Annotated in this window: 18 protein-coding genes; 5 read left to right on the forward strand and 13 right to left on the reverse strand. The window is 69.8% G+C overall.

The genetic code is table 11. The features are described 5' to 3' along the window. Nucleotides 1–43: 43 nt before the first annotated feature. The 6 genes from ASD56_RS10675 to rpsB form a co-directional block, all read right to left on the reverse strand. Nucleotides 44–607, reverse strand: a complete 564-nt coding sequence (locus ASD56_RS10675; RefSeq protein ID WP_055965383.1) for a DivIVA domain-containing protein — start codon at nucleotides 605–607, stop codon at nucleotides 44–46. Beyond that, a complete protein-coding gene (locus tag ASD56_RS10680) occupies nucleotides 604–1,653 on the reverse strand; it encodes a phosphatidate cytidylyltransferase (protein WP_055965386.1) in 1,050 nt (349 codons plus the stop codon). The genes ASD56_RS10675 and ASD56_RS10680 overlap by 4 nt, the downstream gene beginning before the upstream one ends. A 6-nt stretch (nucleotides 1,654–1,659) precedes the next feature. Further along, complete coding sequence (frr, locus tag ASD56_RS10685; RefSeq protein ID WP_055965389.1) at nucleotides 1,660–2,214, reverse strand: ribosome recycling factor; 555 nt, start codon at nucleotides 2,212–2,214, stop codon at nucleotides 1,660–1,662. Nucleotides 2,215–2,264: 50 nt separating this feature from the next. Next, on the reverse strand, nucleotides 2,265–2,984 hold the full coding sequence (gene pyrH / locus ASD56_RS10690; protein ID WP_055965392.1) for a UMP kinase: 720 nt from the start codon (nucleotides 2,982–2,984) through the stop codon (nucleotides 2,265–2,267). An 83-nt stretch (nucleotides 2,985–3,067) separates the two neighbouring features. Beyond that, the gene (gene tsf / locus ASD56_RS10695; RefSeq protein WP_055965395.1) at nucleotides 3,068–3,895 is read right to left on the reverse strand and encodes a translation elongation factor Ts; all 828 of its coding nucleotides are present in this window, start codon (nucleotides 3,893–3,895) and stop codon (nucleotides 3,068–3,070) included. 108 nt (nucleotides 3,896–4,003) lie between these two features. Beyond that, the gene (rpsB, locus tag ASD56_RS10700) at nucleotides 4,004–4,912 is read right to left on the reverse strand and encodes a 30S ribosomal protein S2 (RefSeq protein ID WP_055965397.1); all 909 of its coding nucleotides are present in this window, start codon (nucleotides 4,910–4,912) and stop codon (nucleotides 4,004–4,006) included. 305 nt (nucleotides 4,913–5,217) lie between these two features. Here rpsB and ASD56_RS10705 point away from each other — a divergent pair, with 305 nt between their 5' ends. Next, nucleotides 5,218–5,766 carry a murein hydrolase activator EnvC family protein gene (locus ASD56_RS10705; protein ID WP_055965400.1) on the forward strand — a complete coding sequence of 183 codons (549 nt, stop codon included), beginning with the start codon at nucleotides 5,218–5,220 and terminating at the stop codon, nucleotides 5,764–5,766. A gap of 4 nt (nucleotides 5,767–5,770) precedes the next feature. Here ASD56_RS10705 and ASD56_RS10710 read toward each other — a convergent pair whose 3' ends face one another. Then, nucleotides 5,771–6,682 (reverse strand): tyrosine-type recombinase/integrase, encoded by a 912-nt coding sequence (locus ASD56_RS10710; protein WP_055965403.1) that lies wholly within the window; start codon nucleotides 6,680–6,682, stop codon nucleotides 5,771–5,773. A 159-nt stretch (nucleotides 6,683–6,841) separates the two neighbouring features. On the opposite strand from ASD56_RS10710, the gene ASD56_RS10715 reads away from it, so the two are divergent. The 3 genes from ASD56_RS10715 to dprA are packed head-to-tail and all read left to right on the forward strand — an operon-like array spanning nucleotide 6,842 to nucleotide 9,920. Then, nucleotides 6,842–7,210: a YraN family protein gene (locus tag ASD56_RS10715; protein ID WP_055965406.1), complete on the forward strand. Its 369-nt coding sequence runs from the start codon at nucleotides 6,842–6,844 to the stop codon at nucleotides 7,208–7,210. After that, nucleotides 7,207–8,733, forward strand: a complete 1,527-nt coding sequence (locus ASD56_RS10720) for a YifB family Mg chelatase-like AAA ATPase (RefSeq protein WP_055965409.1) — start codon at nucleotides 7,207–7,209, stop codon at nucleotides 8,731–8,733. The genes ASD56_RS10715 and ASD56_RS10720 overlap by 4 nt, the downstream gene beginning before the upstream one ends. Next, nucleotides 8,730–9,920, forward strand: coding sequence for a DNA-processing protein DprA (gene dprA / locus ASD56_RS10725; RefSeq protein WP_055965412.1), 1,191 nt, complete (start codon nucleotides 8,730–8,732; stop codon nucleotides 9,918–9,920). The genes ASD56_RS10720 and dprA overlap by 4 nt, the downstream gene beginning before the upstream one ends. 19 nt (nucleotides 9,921–9,939) lie before the next feature. On the opposite strand, the gene ASD56_RS10730 is transcribed toward dprA, so the two are convergent. The 5 genes from ASD56_RS10730 to ASD56_RS10750 all read right to left on the reverse strand — a co-directional run bounded on the left by ASD56_RS10730 (nucleotide 9,940) and on the right by ASD56_RS10750 (nucleotide 12,935). Then, complete coding sequence (locus ASD56_RS10730; RefSeq protein ID WP_055965415.1) at nucleotides 9,940–10,263, reverse strand: DUF2469 family protein; 324 nt, start codon at nucleotides 10,261–10,263, stop codon at nucleotides 9,940–9,942. Nucleotides 10,264–10,325: 62 nt separating this feature from the next. Further along, the gene (locus ASD56_RS10735) at nucleotides 10,326–10,985 is read right to left on the reverse strand and encodes a ribonuclease HII (protein WP_055965418.1); all 660 of its coding nucleotides are present in this window, start codon (nucleotides 10,983–10,985) and stop codon (nucleotides 10,326–10,328) included. After that, the gene (lepB, locus tag ASD56_RS10740) at nucleotides 10,982–11,764 is read right to left on the reverse strand and encodes a signal peptidase I (protein WP_055965420.1); all 783 of its coding nucleotides are present in this window, start codon (nucleotides 11,762–11,764) and stop codon (nucleotides 10,982–10,984) included. Before lepB ends, ASD56_RS10735 begins: the two co-directional genes overlap by 4 nt. A gap of 159 nt (nucleotides 11,765–11,923) precedes the next feature. Continuing rightward, on the reverse strand, nucleotides 11,924–12,271 hold the full coding sequence (gene rplS / locus ASD56_RS10745; RefSeq protein ID WP_055965424.1) for a 50S ribosomal protein L19: 348 nt from the start codon (nucleotides 12,269–12,271) through the stop codon (nucleotides 11,924–11,926). A gap of 169 nt (nucleotides 12,272–12,440) precedes the next feature. Further along, the gene (locus ASD56_RS10750; protein ID WP_055965426.1) at nucleotides 12,441–12,935 is read right to left on the reverse strand and encodes a hypothetical protein; all 495 of its coding nucleotides are present in this window, start codon (nucleotides 12,933–12,935) and stop codon (nucleotides 12,441–12,443) included. 116 nt (nucleotides 12,936–13,051) lie between these two features. Here ASD56_RS10750 and map point away from each other — a divergent pair, with 116 nt between their 5' ends. Further along, on the forward strand, nucleotides 13,052–13,834 hold the full coding sequence (gene map, locus ASD56_RS10755; protein ID WP_055965429.1) for a type I methionyl aminopeptidase: 783 nt from the start codon (nucleotides 13,052–13,054) through the stop codon (nucleotides 13,832–13,834). 2 nt (nucleotides 13,835–13,836) lie between these two features. Here map and glgX read toward each other — a convergent pair whose 3' ends face one another. After that, on the reverse strand, nucleotides 13,837–16,047 hold the full coding sequence (glgX, locus tag ASD56_RS10760) for a glycogen debranching protein GlgX (protein ID WP_055965432.1): 2,211 nt from the start codon (nucleotides 16,045–16,047) through the stop codon (nucleotides 13,837–13,839). Between the last annotated feature and the right edge of the window lie 136 nt (nucleotides 16,048–16,183).

Genomic DNA, 16,183 nt, shown 5'->3' on the forward strand with positions numbered 1-16,183 from the left:
CCGATCGGTAGCTGGACGTGCCATCCGAGGCCGCGATCGCGGGTCAGGAAACGGCCAGCATGACCTCGACGACGGCGTCGAGGACGGCATCCACCTGCACTTCTCGGTAACCGCCGCGCTGCATGCGGAACGCGACAGAGCGCACCTGCTCGATGCTCACGGACTCCCCCGTCTCGAGGAAGCGGGAGAGCTTGTCGGCGACCAGATCGACCTCGTCGATGCGGTACCCGTACCGGAGCGACGAGACGCGATCGAACCGGCGCCCGCGTGGGCGCGAGAGCCGGTCGAGGATCTCCTGCGCCGTCTCGCGGGTGTGTCCCACCCACTCGCTGGCCGCTCCCCGCACGAGGGCGGCCTCGCGCTCGCGCGCGGCGAAGGCGTCCTCGATGCGGCCGAGCGCGGCATCCACCGATGCGATGGCGTAGCCGTGCTTCACGAGTGGGAACGCGGCGCGGCGCACATCGGCGGCGGTCAGCGGCTCTCCGCCGGCTTCGAACGCCGTGCGGGCACGTCGGAGGAACTCGTCGACCGCCGGCTTGGCGTAGCCCTTCTCACGGCCGCGAGCCTCGGGGAACGCCGGCGCGGCCTGCGCGGACTCTGTCGTCATGATGCCACCAGGGGGGTGAAGAGGTAGAACAGCGCGAGGGCAGCGGCGGTCGACGGGAGGATCGAGTCGAGCCGGTCGAGCACCCCGCCGTGACCGGGAAGCCACGAGCTCATGTCCTTTATGCCGAGGTCGCGCTTGATCATGGATTCGCCGAGGTCGCCGGCGGTCGCCGTCCCCAGGATCACCAGGCCGAAGACGGCGCCCATCCACCAATCAAGGCCGAGCAGGAACAGCGCGAGGAGCACGCCGACGATCACGGCGGCCAGCACCGCGCCGCCGAAGCCCTCCCAGGTCTTCTTGGGGCTGATACGAGGCGCCATCGGGTGGCGGCCGAACGCGACGCCCGCGGCATATGCCCCGGTGTCGGACGCGACGGCCACGGCGATGAAGGCCAGCACCCACCACTCACCGCCCTCCTGCACCAGCAGCACGACGCACAGGCTCGCCAGGAACGGCACGTAGAGCTGGATGAAGCCGGTGATGAGCACGTCGCCGAGGACCGCGCCGTAGGTGCGCCCGTCACGAGAGGCCATCTGCGCGACCAGGCGCCACACGACGACGAAGGCGATCGCGACGAAGACCACGACCCAGTGCAGCCACAGGTCGAAGAAGTAGGCCGAGACCACGATCACGGCTCCCGAGATGAGCTGCGGGACGAGGTCGATGCGCCGTCCGGATGCCGTGAGCGCGCGGGAGAACTCGAACACTCCCATGCCCACCGCCGCCAGCGCGAAGACGAGGAACAGCCACTTGAAGAAGATCAGCGACGCGATGAGGATCGCTCCCGCGGCGAGCCCGATGAGGGTGGCGACGATCAGGTCGCGACCGGTCCGCGCCTTGATGCGCTCGTTGGCCTCCTCGAACTCCGCTCGCGCGTGAGCGACCTGGCTCTCGAACTCGGAGCGGGCGGCCCTGATGTGCGACTGGAGCGCAGGCGACTCGGCGGGGACGGGTGCGCGTCGCGCGTCCGCGGCATCGCGCCGCGTCAAAGGGACCTCGGGGACGGGCTGCCCGTCCCCGGGCGGTTCGCCGGATGCGTCGGTCATGTGACCTCAGACCTCGAGCAGCTCTGCCTCTTTGCGCTTGAGCGCCTCGTCGATCGCATCGACGTGCGCGCGCGTGAGGGCATCGAGCTCCTTCTCGGCACGGTTGAGCTCGTCCTCGCCGATGTCGCTCTTGAGCGCGTCGAGATCGTCCTTCGTCTTGCGACGGATGCCGCGCAGGTGCACCTTGTGGTCCTCGCCCTTGGAGCGCACGAGCTTGACGTACTCCTTGCGGCGCTCCTCGGTGAGCTCGGGCATCGTGATGCGCACGAGGTTGCCGTCGTTGGTGGGGTTCACGCCGAGGTTCGGGATGTCGCGGATCGCCTGCTCGATGGCCTTCAGCGCCGACTTGTCGTACGGCGTGATGATGAGCGACCGGGCCTCCGGGTTGTTGATGGAGGCGAGCTGCGCGAGAGGCGTCGGCGTGCCGTAGTAGTCCACCAGCACCTTCTGGAACAGCTGCGGGTTGGCACGCCCGGTGCGAACCGTCGCGAAGTCCTCCTTCGCAGCCTCGACGGCGCGGTCCATTCGCGCTCCGGCATCGGCCAAGACGTCCGCGATCACAGTGTCTCCTTCATCGGGATGGGCCTGCTCAGTCTACTCAGCGCGAGGGTTCAGGCCGTGACCAGCGTGCCGATGGATTCGCCGAGGAGAGCCCGCGTGACGTTGCCCGCCGGCTCCATGCCGAACACGCGCATGTCCATCTTGTTGTCCATGCACAGGCTGAACGCCGTCGAGTCGACGACCTTCAGACCCCGCTGGAGGGCGTCGAGGTAGGTGATCCGGTCGATCTTCGTCGCCGAGGCGTCCTTCTTCGGATCGGCGGTGTACACGCCGTCGACGCCGTTCTTGGCGACGAGCACCTCCTGCGCGTCGATCTCGAGGGCGCGCTGGGCGGCCACGGTGTCGGTGGAGAAGTAGGGCAGTCCTGCCCCGGCGCCGAAGATCACGACGCGCCCCTTCTCCATGTGCCGCTCGGCGCGGCGGGGAATGTACGGCTCGGCGACCTGGGTCATCGAGATGGCCGACTGCACACGGGTGGCGGCCCCGGCCTGCTCGAGGAAGTCCTGGAGGGCCAGCGCGTTCATGACGGTGCCGAGCATGCCCATGTAGTCGGCGCGACCGCGGTCCATCCCGCGCTGGCTCAGCTCGGCGCCGCGGAAGAAGTTGCCTCCTCCGACGACGACGGCGATCTCGACGCGGTCGACCGCCGCGGCGATCTCTCGGGCCATCTGGCTCACGACGTCGGGGTTGACGCCGAGCTGGCCCCCGCCGAACGCTTCGCCCGACAGCTTCAGGAGGACGCGGCGGCGCCCGGTGGTCTCAGTGATCACGACGATCCTCTCGTTGACGACAAACTATCGAAGGGCAGAGAAAAGGCCCGCATCGGATGTCCGATGCGGGCCTTCTCGAGCTGCTACGCGCCGACCTTGAAGCGGGCGAAGCCCGTGAGGGTCAGACCCGCGTCCTTGGCGACCTGCGCCACGGACAGCTTGTTGTCCTTGGCGTAGTCCTGGTCGAGCAGGGAGACCTGCTTGAAGAACGCGTTCACGCGGCCCTCGACGATCTTCGGCAGGGCGGCCTCGGGCTTGCCCTCGTTGCGCGAGATCTCGGTGACGATCTCGCGCTCCTTGTCGACGTCGGCCTCGGGGACCTCGTCGCGCGACAGGTAGGAGGGGTTCGCGAACGAGATGTGCTGCGCAAGGCTGCGAGCGGTCTCGGCGTCCTCGCCCGAGTAGGCCAGGACCACGCCGACCTGCGGGGGCAGATCCTTGCTGGTCTTGTGCAGGTAGATCTCGAAGTGGTCGCCCGAGAGGGTGCGCACGCGGCGGAGTTCGACCTTCTCGCCGATGATCGCGGCCTCGTCGTCGATCAGCTCGGCGACGGTCTGCGAGCCGGCGGGCGCCGCGAGGGCGGCCTCGACCGAGTCTGCGGCGACAGCGGCCGCGGCATCCGCGACCTTGTCGGCCAGCGCGATGAAGCGGTCGTTCTTGGCGACGAAGTCGGTCTCGCACGCGAGCTCGATCAGCGTGACCTTGCCGGCTTCCTCGCGAGCGGCCACGAGGCCCTCGCTGGTGGAACGGTCGGCGCGCTTGGCGTTGCCCTTCGCGCCCTTCAGGCGCAGGATCTCGACGGCCTTCTCGACGTCGCCGTCGGCCTCTTCGAGAGCCTTCTTCGTGTCGACCATGCCGGTGCCGAGCTGGTCGCGCAGCGCCTTGATGTCGGCGATCGTGAAGTTTGCCATGTGTGGCGGCTCCTTGATTGTGGTGAGGTGGGATGCCTCGGCGGGACCGCTCCGAGCGCTCAGGCTCGGTGCGATCCCGCCGAGGCGGAGTTCAAACGGACGGAGCCGTTACTTGGCTTCTGCCTCGACTGCGGCCGCTGCGGCAGCGGCCTCTTCGGCGACGGGCGCCTCCTCGGCGGCAGCCTCGTCGGCGACGACCTCGGCCTCGGCGGCGGGCTCGGCGACGACCTCGGCCTCAGCGGCGGCCTCGGCCGGAGCGCCCTGCTCGAGAAGCTCGCGCTCCCAGTCCGCGAGGGGCTCGGCGTCGGCCGACTCCTCGGTGGGCTGGTGGCGCTGGATGAGGCCCTCGGCGGCGGCGTCGGCGATGATGCGCGTGAGCAGGCTCACGGAGCGGATCGCGTCGTCGTTGCCGGGGATCGGGTACTGGAACTCGTCCGGGTCGGCGTTCGTGTCGAGGATGCCGATGACCGGGATGCCGAGCTTCGTCGCCTCGTTGACCGCGAGGTGCTCGCGCTTGGCGTCGATGACCCAGATGGCCGACGGGGTCTTCTGCAGGTTGCGGATACCACCGAGCGACTTGTGGAGCTTGTCCAGCTCGCGCTTCTTGATCAGCAGTTCCTTCTTGGTGAAGCCGCTGTTCGCAGGCGTCTCGTAGTCGAGCTCTTCGAGCTCCTTCATACGGGCGAGACGCTTCGAGATCGTCTGGAAGTTGGTGAGGAGGCCACCGAGCCAGCGCTGGTTCACGTAGGGCTGGCCGACGCGGGTCGCCTGCTCGGCGACGATCTCCTGGGCCTGCTTCTTGGTGCCGACGAAGAGGATGGTGCCGCCGTGGGCGACGGTCTCCTTGACGAACTCGTACGCCTTGTCGATGTACGTCAGCGACTGCTGCAGGTCGATGATGTGGATGCCCGAGCGCTCGGTGAGGATGAAGCGCTTGACTTTCGGGTTCCACCGGCGGGTCTGGTGCCCGAAGTGCACGCCGCTGTCGAGCAGCTGGCGAATGGTGACGACGGCCATGGCCGTTCTCCTGTTCTGGCGCTTGCGCGCCTCTTGCGGTTGTGTTTACGCCGGTGAAGTCCGGCGAGCCTGGTGCCCGGCACACGCCCGCTCGCAGATCATCTGCAAGACCGTTGGGAGTGGATGCCGCATCGCGAAGTCCGAAGACCTTCGCAGTGCTCTGGGCACGCGGAGTCACCCCGACGAGCGGGGTGCGGATCCAGTGTATCAGCAGCGCCTTCTCCCCTGCGCTTCCCGCCGGCCTCTCGTCCACCGATGCCGGGTCACCCGGCAGGTCGGGCCGCAGACCCTGCGAGCGTCGATGCATGCAGACGAACCCTGGCGCCGCCGTGCGTCGGTCCGGGGCTCCCGTCGCCCTGCTCGCGATCCTGCTGGTGAGCGCCGTGCTCGCCCCCGACGACCGTGCGCAGGGGGCCGGTGACCCGGACGCTCCGCCGCCCGCCGCCACCGCCTGGGCATGGCCGGTCGATTCAGCCCGCATCGTGCAGGCGTACGAGGCGCCCGCGCACCGCTACGGCCCGGGCCACCGCGGGATCGACCTCAGGTCTGGGACGGGCGACCTGCGCGTGTCGGCGCCCGCAGACGGCACGGTGGCGTTCGCCGGCGCGGTCGCCGGACGGGGCGTCCTCACCATCGACCACGGGGACGGCCTCGTGACGACGCTGGAGCCGGTCGACACCGCACTCGTGCCCGGCGCGGCCGTGGCGAAGGGGGCGGAGGTCGGCACCGTCGCGATCGGCGGGCACACCGCGATGGGAGCGCTGCACTTCGGGGTGCGGCGGCACGGCGAGTACATCAATCCGCTGCTGCTGGTGGGCGAGGTGCCGCGGGCAGTCTTGCTGCCCTGCTGCTGAACCGCTACGCCCGCGGGTGCGCGAGCCGGTAGCTGGCCGCGAGCCGCTCGCTCGACACATGGGTGTAGATCTGGGTGGTTCCGAGACTGGCGTGCCCGAGGATCTCCTGCACCGCCCGCAGGTCCGCACCGCCGTCGAGGAGGTGCGTGGCCGCCGAGTGCCGCAGCGCATGCGGACCGACGGACGCTCCGAGCTCGCTGCCGAGAGCCCGCGACACCACGTCGTACACCGCCCGGGATCCGAGCCGACCGCCGCGCGCGCCGAGGAACACCGCGGTCGTTCCACCGGTGCCCTCGTCGCTCCGCCGTGCCACGAGCGCGGGGCGGCCCCGGACCAGGTACGCGTCGAGCGCGCGGCCTGCGGCTCCGCCGAAGGGGACGGTCCGCTCCTTCGATCCCTTGCCCCACACCCGCGCAGTCCGGCGGTCACGGTCGAGGTCGCCGAGATCGAGACCGCACAGTTCGGACACGCGAACGGCCGCGCCGTAAAGGAACTCGAGCAGAGAATGGTCGCGGAGTGCGACCGGGTCTCCCGTCGCTGCCGCCGCGGCGTATTGGTCCAGAACCCCCGTGAGCGCGTCGGCGGTGGCCACCTTCGGAAGCGTCGTGCCCCGCTTAGGAGACACCATGCGCAGACTGGGATCCTGCTCGATCAGCCCCCGCTCCAGCGCCCAGGCGAAGAATCCGCGGGCAGACGAGGTGCGCCGGGCGATCGTCGACCGCGCATCGCCGCGCTGCGTCGCCTGCCACAGCCACTCGCGCAGGAGCTCGAGATCGACCTCGACGAGCGCGACGTCGCCGACCGACTCCGCAAGATCGGCCAGGTCCGCGCGATAGGCCCGAACCGTCGCCGGCGAGAGCCTGCGCACCTGCGCAAGATGCGTCGCATACGCCGCCGCGGCCTCGCCGATCCTCATGGGAACAGCTTGCCCCTCCTCGAACCGGTCGCTCCTGCGACGCTCCGCCGCGGGTCCACGGAGCACACCCCTTCCTCCCCAGCGACGTGATCGGGGCATCGGTGAACGGATGTCGTGTCCTGCGTCCGCGGCACGTCGCGACGGAGCCACGATTCCCCTATGGCAGAGAAGGACGCGCTCGGGCGCGACGGCGAGTCACGGGCCGCACGCTACTTCGAGGAGAACGGATTCGCCGTCCTCGCACGCAACTGGCGCTGCCGCAGCGGCGAGATCGACCTGGTCGTCGCGAGTGGCGACCACATCGTCGTCGTCGAGGTCAAGACGCGCCACGGCGAAGGGTTCGGGCATCCGTTCGAAGCCATCGATGCGCGCAAGCGCGCTCGCCTGTGGCGGCTCGCCGTCGCGTGGACGGCCGAGAACCGCGACGCGGTGCAGGGCCGGCGACTGCGCATCGACGCCATCGGCCTGACCGGGCCGGATCCGCGGACGGCGCGGCTCGAGCACATCGTCGATGTGGAGGTTCCATGAGCATCGCGCGCACGTGGGCCGTCGCGCTGGTCGGCGCCGAAGGCGAGCGCGTCGAGGTCGAGGCGGATCTGTCCAATCAGACGCCGGACTTCAAGATCATCGGGCTGCCCGACAAGGCGCTCGGCGAGGCCGTCCAGCGTGTCCACAACGCGTGCGCGAACAGCGGGATCCCGCTCCCGCGGCGACGGCTGACGGTGAATCTGTCGCCGGCGAGCCTGCCGAAGCAGGGCTCGGGATTCGACGTGGCGATCGCGATCGCCGCGCTCGCCACGGAACTGCCGATGGACGCCGCCTCCGTCGCGGCGACGGTGCACCTCGGGGAACTCGGGCTCGACGGTCGGCTCCGGCCGATCCCCGGCATCCTGCCCGCCGTCGTCGCAGCGGCCCGCGCCGGCCACACCCGGGTGGTCGTGCCCTGGGCGAACCAGGCCGAGGCTGCTCTCGTGGAAGGCATCGACGTGATCGGCGCCGTGAACCTCGCGCAGGTCGCCGCCGGGCACGGTGCGGATGTCGAGGTGCGCGACGAAGACCCCGTCGCCCTCCCCGCGGACGATTCGACTCCGCCGACGCCGCCCGATCTGGCGGACGTCATCGGTCAGCGCGAGGCCGTCGACGCCCTCATCGTCGCCGCCGCCGGCGGTCACCATCTGCTGATGTGCGGTCCGCCCGGCGCCGGCAAGACGATGCTGGCGCGCCGGCTGCCCGGCATCCTTCCCGACCTCGACCCCTCGGCTGCCCTCGCCAGCGCATCGATCCGCAGTCTGTCGGGCGCGCGCGTGACCGAGCTGTCGCTCATCCCTCCCTTCGAAGCTCCGCACCACAGCGCGAGCGTGGCGGCCCTGGTCGGCGGCGGGTCGCGCACGGTCCGGCCCGGCGCCATCGCACGAGCGACCGAGGGCGTGCTGTTCCTCGACGAGGCCGGCGAGTTCCAGGCGAGTGCCCTCGACGCGCTGCGTCAGCCGCTCGAGAACGGGTCGATCACCATCCATCGCTCGGGGGCGAGCGCCCAGTTCCCTGCCCGCTTCCAGCTGGTCCTCGCGACGAACCCCTGCCCGTGCGGTGACTACGGCATCCGCGGCGGAAAGTGCGCCTGTCCCCCGGCGGCGATCCGCCGTTACCTCGGGCGGCTCTCGGGGCCGCTCCTCGACCGCATCGACATCGAGCTGACGCTGGCCCGCGTCTCGGTGGCCCAGCGCGAGCTCGGGAGCGCGGCCACCACGACGGCGCAGGCGAGGGAGCGCGTGGCCGAGGCCCGCGCCCGCACCATGCGCCGACTCGCCGATACGCCCTGGCAGCTCAACGCGCAGGTGCCGGGCAGCTGGCTGCGCGAGGGTCCGAACGCGCCACCGCCCTCCGTGCGACGTCCTCTCGATGCAGCCCTCCATCGCGGGGCCCTCACTCTGCGCGGCTACGACCGGGTGCTGCGCGTGGCCTGGTCCCTCGCAGATCTCGGGGGTCATCCCCAGCTCAGCACAGACCACGTCGGCCGAGCCCTCTATCTCAAGAAGGGAATCGCGCTATGACGCGCATCGACCTCTCCGTTACAGCCGCCCGACGCGCCCTCGGATCACTGGTGAGCATGGACGAATCCGATGACGCGATCGTCGCGCGATACGCGAGTGCGGTGTGGTCCCACCTGGTGGAACCCGGCGACTCGGCCGCGGGGCGGCTGGTGGCCGGTCTCGGCGCCGTGCAGGCCCTGCGCGTGATCGCCGAGGCCGCGTGGACCGACGCCGTCGACCCCCGGGACATCGTCGAGGGTTGCAAGAGATGGCTGCCGCGCCTCGACCAGGAGGCGATCGCACTGGGTCTTCAACGAGCCGACCGAGCCGGGGTCGCCTTGATCACGCGAGCTGATCCCGCCTGGCCGCGCCAGCTCGACGATCTCGACGCACACGCGCCGCTCTGCCTCTGGGTGCGGGGCGATCCCGCGGTACTGCGCCGGCTGCAGCCGTCGGTCGCGATCGTCGGAGCCCGAGCCGCCACGTCCTACGGGGAGCACGTCGCCCTCGAACTGGCCGCCGACCTGGCGGGCGGCGGGATCCCGATCGTCTCCGGCGGCGCGTACGGGATCGACGGCGCCGCCCATCGCGCGACATTGCGGGCGGGTGGCGTGACCGTGGCGCTGTCGGCAGGCGGCGTGGACCGCGCGTATCCGGCCGGCAATGCCGACCTCCTCGATCGGGTCGCGGCCACCGGCGCCATCGTGAGCGAGGTGCCCTGCGGGTCGGCGCCGACGAAGTGGCGCTTCCTTCAGCGCAATCGACTGATCGCCGCGCTGTCCACGGCGACGGTCGTCGTCGAAGCCGGATGGCGCAGCGGTTCGCTCAACACGGCGGGGCACGCGGCGGCGCTGTCGCGACCCCTCGGCGCGGTTCCCGGTCCGATCACGTCCGCGGCCTCGGCGGGTACGCATCGGCTGCTGCGCGAGTACGGCGCGCAGTGCATCACGAGCGCGGCGGACATCCGGGATCTGCTCGGCCTGTCCGCCGGACCGGCGCTGGTCGCCGACACCTTCAACCCGCAGACGGACGACTCGACCCGCGTGCGGGATGCGCTCAGCGTGCGCGCCTGGAGATCATCGCCCGATATCGCCCGGCGCGCGGGAATGGCGACGGAGGACGTCGAGGCGATCCTCGGCCTGCTCGACCTCGACGGTGCGGTGACGCGCGGCGCGGCCGGCTGGCGCCTGGCCCCGAGTGCAAAATGAGCCGCCGCCGCGGGAGCGCTCAGGTGTCGAGTGACAGCTCTTCGGGCAGGTGGAAGTCCCGCCGCTGCAGCTCTTCGACGTTGACGTCCTTGAACGTCAGCACACGGACGGCCTTCACGAACCGGTCGGCGCGGTAGATGTCCCACACCCAGACGTCGGTCATCGAGATCTCGAAGTAGAAGTCGTGCTCGGTGTCCTTGCGCACGACGTTCACCTCGTTCGCGAGGTAGAACCGCCGCTCGGTCTCGATCACGTACTGGAACTGCGAAACGACGTCGCGGTACTCGCGGTACAGCGCGAGCTCGAGCTCACGGTCGTAGTCTTCGAAGACTTCGTCATCCATGGTGAGTCCATCCTATGGGCGCGAGGCGGCGCCGCGGTTCCCGGCTGACGGGATCGCGAGGTTCAGAAGAGGGTGGGCGCGTCCGCGATCGACCACGAGGCGCGGTGATGCGAGCTGATCCCGTGGGTGCGGATCGCTTCGCGGTGATCCGGGCTGGCGTAGCCCTTGTTGCGCGCCCAGTTGTAGGCGGGCAGCTCGTCGTGCAGCTCGGTCATGAGCGCGTCGCGCGCCACCTTGGCGATGACGGATGCCGCGGCCGCCGACGCGCAGTCGCGGTCGGCCTTGATGACCGGCGTCACCCGCAGCCCGGCCGCCCCGGCCGCGGAGATGTAGTCGTAATTCCCGTCGAGGATCACGATGGCGTCCTCGGGGACCACGCCGTGCGCCCGCAGATCGGCCAGGGCGCGGATGGCCGCGAGGCCGAGCGCGCGCATGATGCCGATCTCGTCGATCTCGACGGAGCTCGCCCAGCCGACCGCGCTGGCCGAGACCCAGGAGGAGGCCCGCGCTGCGACGCCCGCACGGTGATGCTCGGGCACGAGCTTGGAATCGCGCAGCCCCTGCGGGATGCGCCGCCGCGACCCCTTCGCGTCGATCACCGCGGCCCCGACGGCCACCGGGCCGGCCAGCGCGCCGCGGCCCACCTCGTCGCAGGCGATGACGATGGCATGCTCACGCAGGAGCCGGCGCTCGAGCGTCAGGCGGGGCTCCACCACGGTCATGGCGCGGGCTGCTCCTGCTCGACGTCGGGCACGCCCGAGAACACGTCGTGATGGAAGTCGAGCGCTCCGAACCGGTCGAACGGCCAGGTCACGAGGAAGGCCCGCCCGACGACGTTCTCGATCGGCACGAAGCCCTTGCCGGGCTGGTCGACGTTGTACCGCGAGTCCTTCGAGCGGTAGCGGTTGTCGCCGAGCACCCAGAGGCTGTCCTCCGGAACGACGACGTCGAAGGGATCGCCGGAGGCCGCCGACTCGCCGGTGGGGACCTTGATGTAGTCGGTCTCGTCTATCGGGACGCCGTTGACGGTGATCTGCCCGATCGCGTTGCAGCAGACCACGTGGTCGCCGGGCACGCCGATGATGCGCTTGACGAGGTGGTCGTCGCTGTCGGGAGCGGACAGCCCGACGAGGGCGAGAACCCAGTCGATCGCCTCGACCACGGGCGGACGCGCGGGCTCCGTGCTGGGCGGGAGCCAGCCGCCCGGGTCCTGGAAGACGACGATGTCGCCGCGGTCATACCCGCCGAAGTCCGGGGTGATCTCGTCGACGAGGATGCGGTCGTTGATGTGGAGGGTGTCCTCCATCGACCCGGAGGGGATGTAGAACGACCGCACCAGGAAGGTCTTCACCAGGAACGACACGAGCACCGCGATCAGGATGATCACGACGACGTCGCGGAGGAACGAGACCCACCCGCGCTGACGACGGCGGACCGTCGCGGCTGCGCCCGACCCCGAAGCGGGCGCCGGTTCGGCGGGGGCCGTCTTCTCGGTCGTCATGAGGATCCTTCACCGGCGCACCGCGAGTCGGAGGGCCTCAGTCAAGGTTCGCACATTCCGGCGGCGACGACGCGCCGCGACGGAAGATCCGCGCGTACTCCCGGTGGTGAACGACGAAGCCCCGGACCGCGAGGTCCGGGGCTTCGTGAAGAGGAGAACTCAGTTCTCGCGCTTCTCCTTGATCTTGGCCTTCTTGCCACGGAGGTTGCGCAGGTAGTAGAGCTTCGCGCGACGCACGTCACCGCGGGTGACGACCTCGATGTGGTCGATCACTGGGCTGTGCACGGGGAAGGTGCGCTCGACGCCCACCTGGAAGCTGATCTTGCGGACGCAGAACGTCTCGCGCACGCCGTCACCCTGGCGGCCGATGACGACGCCCTGGAACACCTGGATACGGGAGCGGTTGCCTTCGGTGATGTTCACGTGCACCTTGACGGTGTCGCCGGGGCCGAAGACGGGAATGTCGGAGCGCAGCGATGCTGCGTCGACGGAGTCGAGGATCTGCATGATCTTTTCTCTCTGCGGCCGCCACAGGTCGACCGCGGGAAGTAATGGAAAGGATGGTGTGTGCCCGAGGCCGGCGACGAGAAGCCGTCCGGCTGATTCCCCTGAGGCAGAACCTGGTCAGGGCACAAAGATCCATTCTGCCATGGATGCCGTGCCCGGCCAAAACGAATCAGGACGCGGTCGGCCGCTGATTCTCGCTGACGATGATCACCGGCTGCTCGGTCGCCCGGGGGCGTTCCTCGGCCGCAGGGATGTACGCCAGGCCTTCGGTCGTGTGCAGCACCAGTCGCGAAGGCTTGGCCTCGCTCCACAGCTCCCACAGCGCGAGCCAGAACATGCCGAGTCCGGCGATGACGGCGACCACGAGTGTCGGCACCCACCACGTCGGATTGAAGAAGCCGAGCGCGATCACGAGCCCGTGCCACAGCGTGAAGCCCGCGACATCCCACCACGACACCGCACGGTGTGCACGCACGGTCCCCCGCGCGCGGACCAGCAGCGTGAGCAGCAGCTGCCACAGGAAGACGCCCGGGATCGCGATGAAGAGGACCCAGAGGAACGCCCACCCGCCGGCGCCCGTCACGGCCCAGCCGACCAGGAGCCAGAGCGGCAGGAGGAACGCGGCCGGAATCATCCAGCCGAAGAATCCCCGTCGAAGCCACATGTCTTGAATGGTACGCCGGTGTGGGGCGCATGTGACCCCTGGTACATCGCCACGGGGCATCCTCACAGCCGCGAGGCCGGACGTCGGCCACAATGGAGAGGACGAGAGGAAGACGGATGATCGAGCTGCGCACACCGGCCGAGATCGAGGCGATGCGCCCGGCGGGGCGATTCGTCGCCGAGACGCTGGCGACGCTGCGCGACGAGACGAAGGTGGGGACCAACCTCCTCTCGATCGACCGGCGCGCACACGACCTGATCCGCCGGGCCGGAGCCGAGTCCTGCTACATCGACTACCACCCGTCGTTCGGCGCGAGCCCGTTCGGCAAGGTCATCTGCACCTCGGTCAACGACGCCGTCCTGCACGGGCTCCCGTTCGACTACGCGCTGCGCGATGGCGACCTCGTGTCGCTCGACTTCGCGGTCTCGGTCGACGGCTGGGTCGCCGACTCGGCGGTCTCGTTCGTCGTGGGCACGCCGCGCGACGAGGATCTCGCGATCATCGACACCACGCAGCGGGCATTGGATGCCGCGATCGCGGCCGCCTCGGTCGGAAATCGCATCGGCGACATCTCCGCCGCCATCGCAGCGGTCTCGCACGGCGACGGCTACGCGATCAACACCGACTTCGGAGGCCACGGCGTCGGTCGCATCATGCACGGCGACCCTCACATCCCCAACGACGGCAAGCCGGGACGCGGCTATCCGCTGCGTGCGGGGCTCGTCGTCGCCCTCGAGCCCTGGCTCCTCCAGACGACCGACCAGCTGGTCACCGACCCCGACGGGTGGACCCTGCGGTCAGCGGACGGGTCACGCGGTGCGCACTCCGAGCACACGGTCGCCATCACCGCGGACGGTCCGGTCGTGCTGACCGATCGCTCCTGGCTGGGCGTGGACTGACCTCAGCGCGTCATCTCCGCCTGCGGAGCATGTCCTGTCCGGCGCGCGCCGGCGAGAGTCGACAGCGAGGCCGCCACCGAGTGGTCGGTGGGCTCCGGCGCGTCGGCGTGCTCCCGCAGCACCACGAGCGCCTTGGCCTCCAGCCGCACGACGGACCCCGGTGCGAACACGTGGCTGTCGGCCCACACGCCTGCCGTGTCGATCACGACGTCCCAGTCGGGGCTGTGCTCAACCACGGGGATGTGGAAGTCGATGATGTCGTCACCGGCGTTGAAGAGCACGATGAAGTGACTGTCGCGGATCGGTTCGCCGCGGCGATCGCGCTCCTGGATGCCCGCGCCGTTGAGGAACACGCCGACAGCGCGTCCGAAGCCCGAGTCCCAGTCATCCGGCCGCATGAGGGTGCCGTCCGGCCGCAGCCAGGCGATGTCGGCCAGCGGCGCGCCCGCCTCCCGCGCGACCGGTCGCCCCTCGAAGAACCGGCGGCGGCGGAACGTCGGGTGCTCCCGGCGCAGCCGTGAGAGGGCGGCGGTGAATTCCAGGAGCGGACGGTCCGCGGCATCCCAATCCACCCACGTGGTCTCGTTGTCCTGGGCGTAGCCGTTGTTGTTGCCGCCCTGCGTGCGGCCGATCTCGTCGCCGTGGAGCAGCATCGGGACGCCCTGCGACAGCAGCAGCGTCGCGATGAAGTTGCGCTGCTGCCGCGCGCGCAGCGTCAGCACGGCCGGATCGTCGGTCGGTCCCTCGACCCCGAAGTTCGAGGACCGGTTGTCGTCGGCTCCGTCGCGCCCCTCCTCGCCGTTGGCCTCGTTGTGCTTCTCGGCGTACGAGACCAGGTCGCGCAGCGTGAAGCCGTCATGGGCGGTGACGAAGTTGACCGAGGCGACCGGCCGGCGTCCGGAGTGCTCGTACAGATCGGCCGAGCCCGTCAGGCGCGACGCGAACTCGCCAAGCGCCTGCGGCTCGCCGCGCCAGAAGTCCCGGACCGTGTCGCGGTACTTCCCGTTCCACTCCGTCCACTGCGGGGGGAAGTTGCCGACCTGATACCCGCCGGGCCCGACGTCCCACGGCTCGGCGATGAGCTTGACCTGCGAGACCACGGGGTCCTGCTGGACGAGATCGAAGAACGTCGCCAGACGGTCGACCTCGTAGAACTCGCGCGCCAGCGCCGAGGCGAGGTCGAAGCGGAAGCCGTCGACGTGCATCTCGAGGATCCAGTACCGCAGCGAGTCCATGATCAGCTGCAGAGAGTGCGGGTTGCGCACGTTCAGGCTGTTGCCGGTCCCGGTGTAGTCGGTGTACCGCCGCGGGTCGTCCTCGTCGAGCTTGTAGTACGCGGCGTTGTCGATCCCCCGCATCGAGAGCGTGGGACCGAGATCGTTGCCTTCCGCGGTGTGGTTGTAGACGACGTCGAGGATCACCTCGATGCCGGCGGCGTGCAGGGAGCGCACCATCCCCTTGAACTCCTGCACCTGCTCGCCGCGCCTGCCGGTCGCCGCATATGCGCTGTGCGGTGCGAAGAACGAGATGGTGTTGTAGCCCCAGTAGTTGGACAGCCCCTTCTCCTGGAGCACCGCGTCGTCGACGAACTGGTGCACCGGCATGAGTTCGATCGCGGTCACGCCGAGCTTCGACAGGTGCTCGATGATCGCCGGATGCGCGAGGGCGCTGTAGGTGCCGCGCATCTCGGGTGGGATCTCGGGATGCCGCTGCGTGAGCCCCCGCACGTGCGCCTCGTAGATCACGGTCTCCGAGTACGGGGTCCGCAGCCTGCGGTCGCCGGACCAGTCGAAGAACGGATTCACCACGACGCCCTTGACCATGTCGGCGGCCGAGTCGTCGTCGTTGCGGGAGTCCGGGTCGCCGAAGGTGTAGCCGTACACCGACTGTCCCCACGTGATCTCGCCGTCGACGGCCTTCGCGTACGGGTCGAGGAGGAGCTTGCTCGGATTGAAGCGGTGGCCGGAGGCAGGGTCCTGCGGGCCGTGCACGCGATAGCCGTAGCGCTGCCCGGGCTGGATGTTGGGCACGTAGGCGTGCCACACGTAGCCGTCGACCTCGTCGAGGTCCAGGCGCGTCTCGGTGCCGCGATCGTCGAAGAAGCAGAGCTCCACGCGGTCCGCCGCCTCGCTGAACAGCGCGAAGTTCGTGCCGCTGCCGTCGAAGGTCGCACCGAGCGGGTAGGCCGATCCGGGCCAGGAGTGAAGGGCCATCAAAGAATCGTATCGACCGCGCGGCGGCGCGGTCCGCGATCTCACATCGATCCCGGCCGTGCTGTGAGCGAAACGTTCGCCGGAGGTAACCGATCCCCGCCGCGCGGTGAAACACCGCGCTCCTAACGTGACGGGC

Origin of the sequence: Microbacterium sp. Root166, from assembly GCF_001427145.1 — a bacterium.
In the GTDB taxonomy this organism is placed as follows: domain Bacteria; phylum Actinomycetota; class Actinomycetes; order Actinomycetales; family Microbacteriaceae; genus Microbacterium.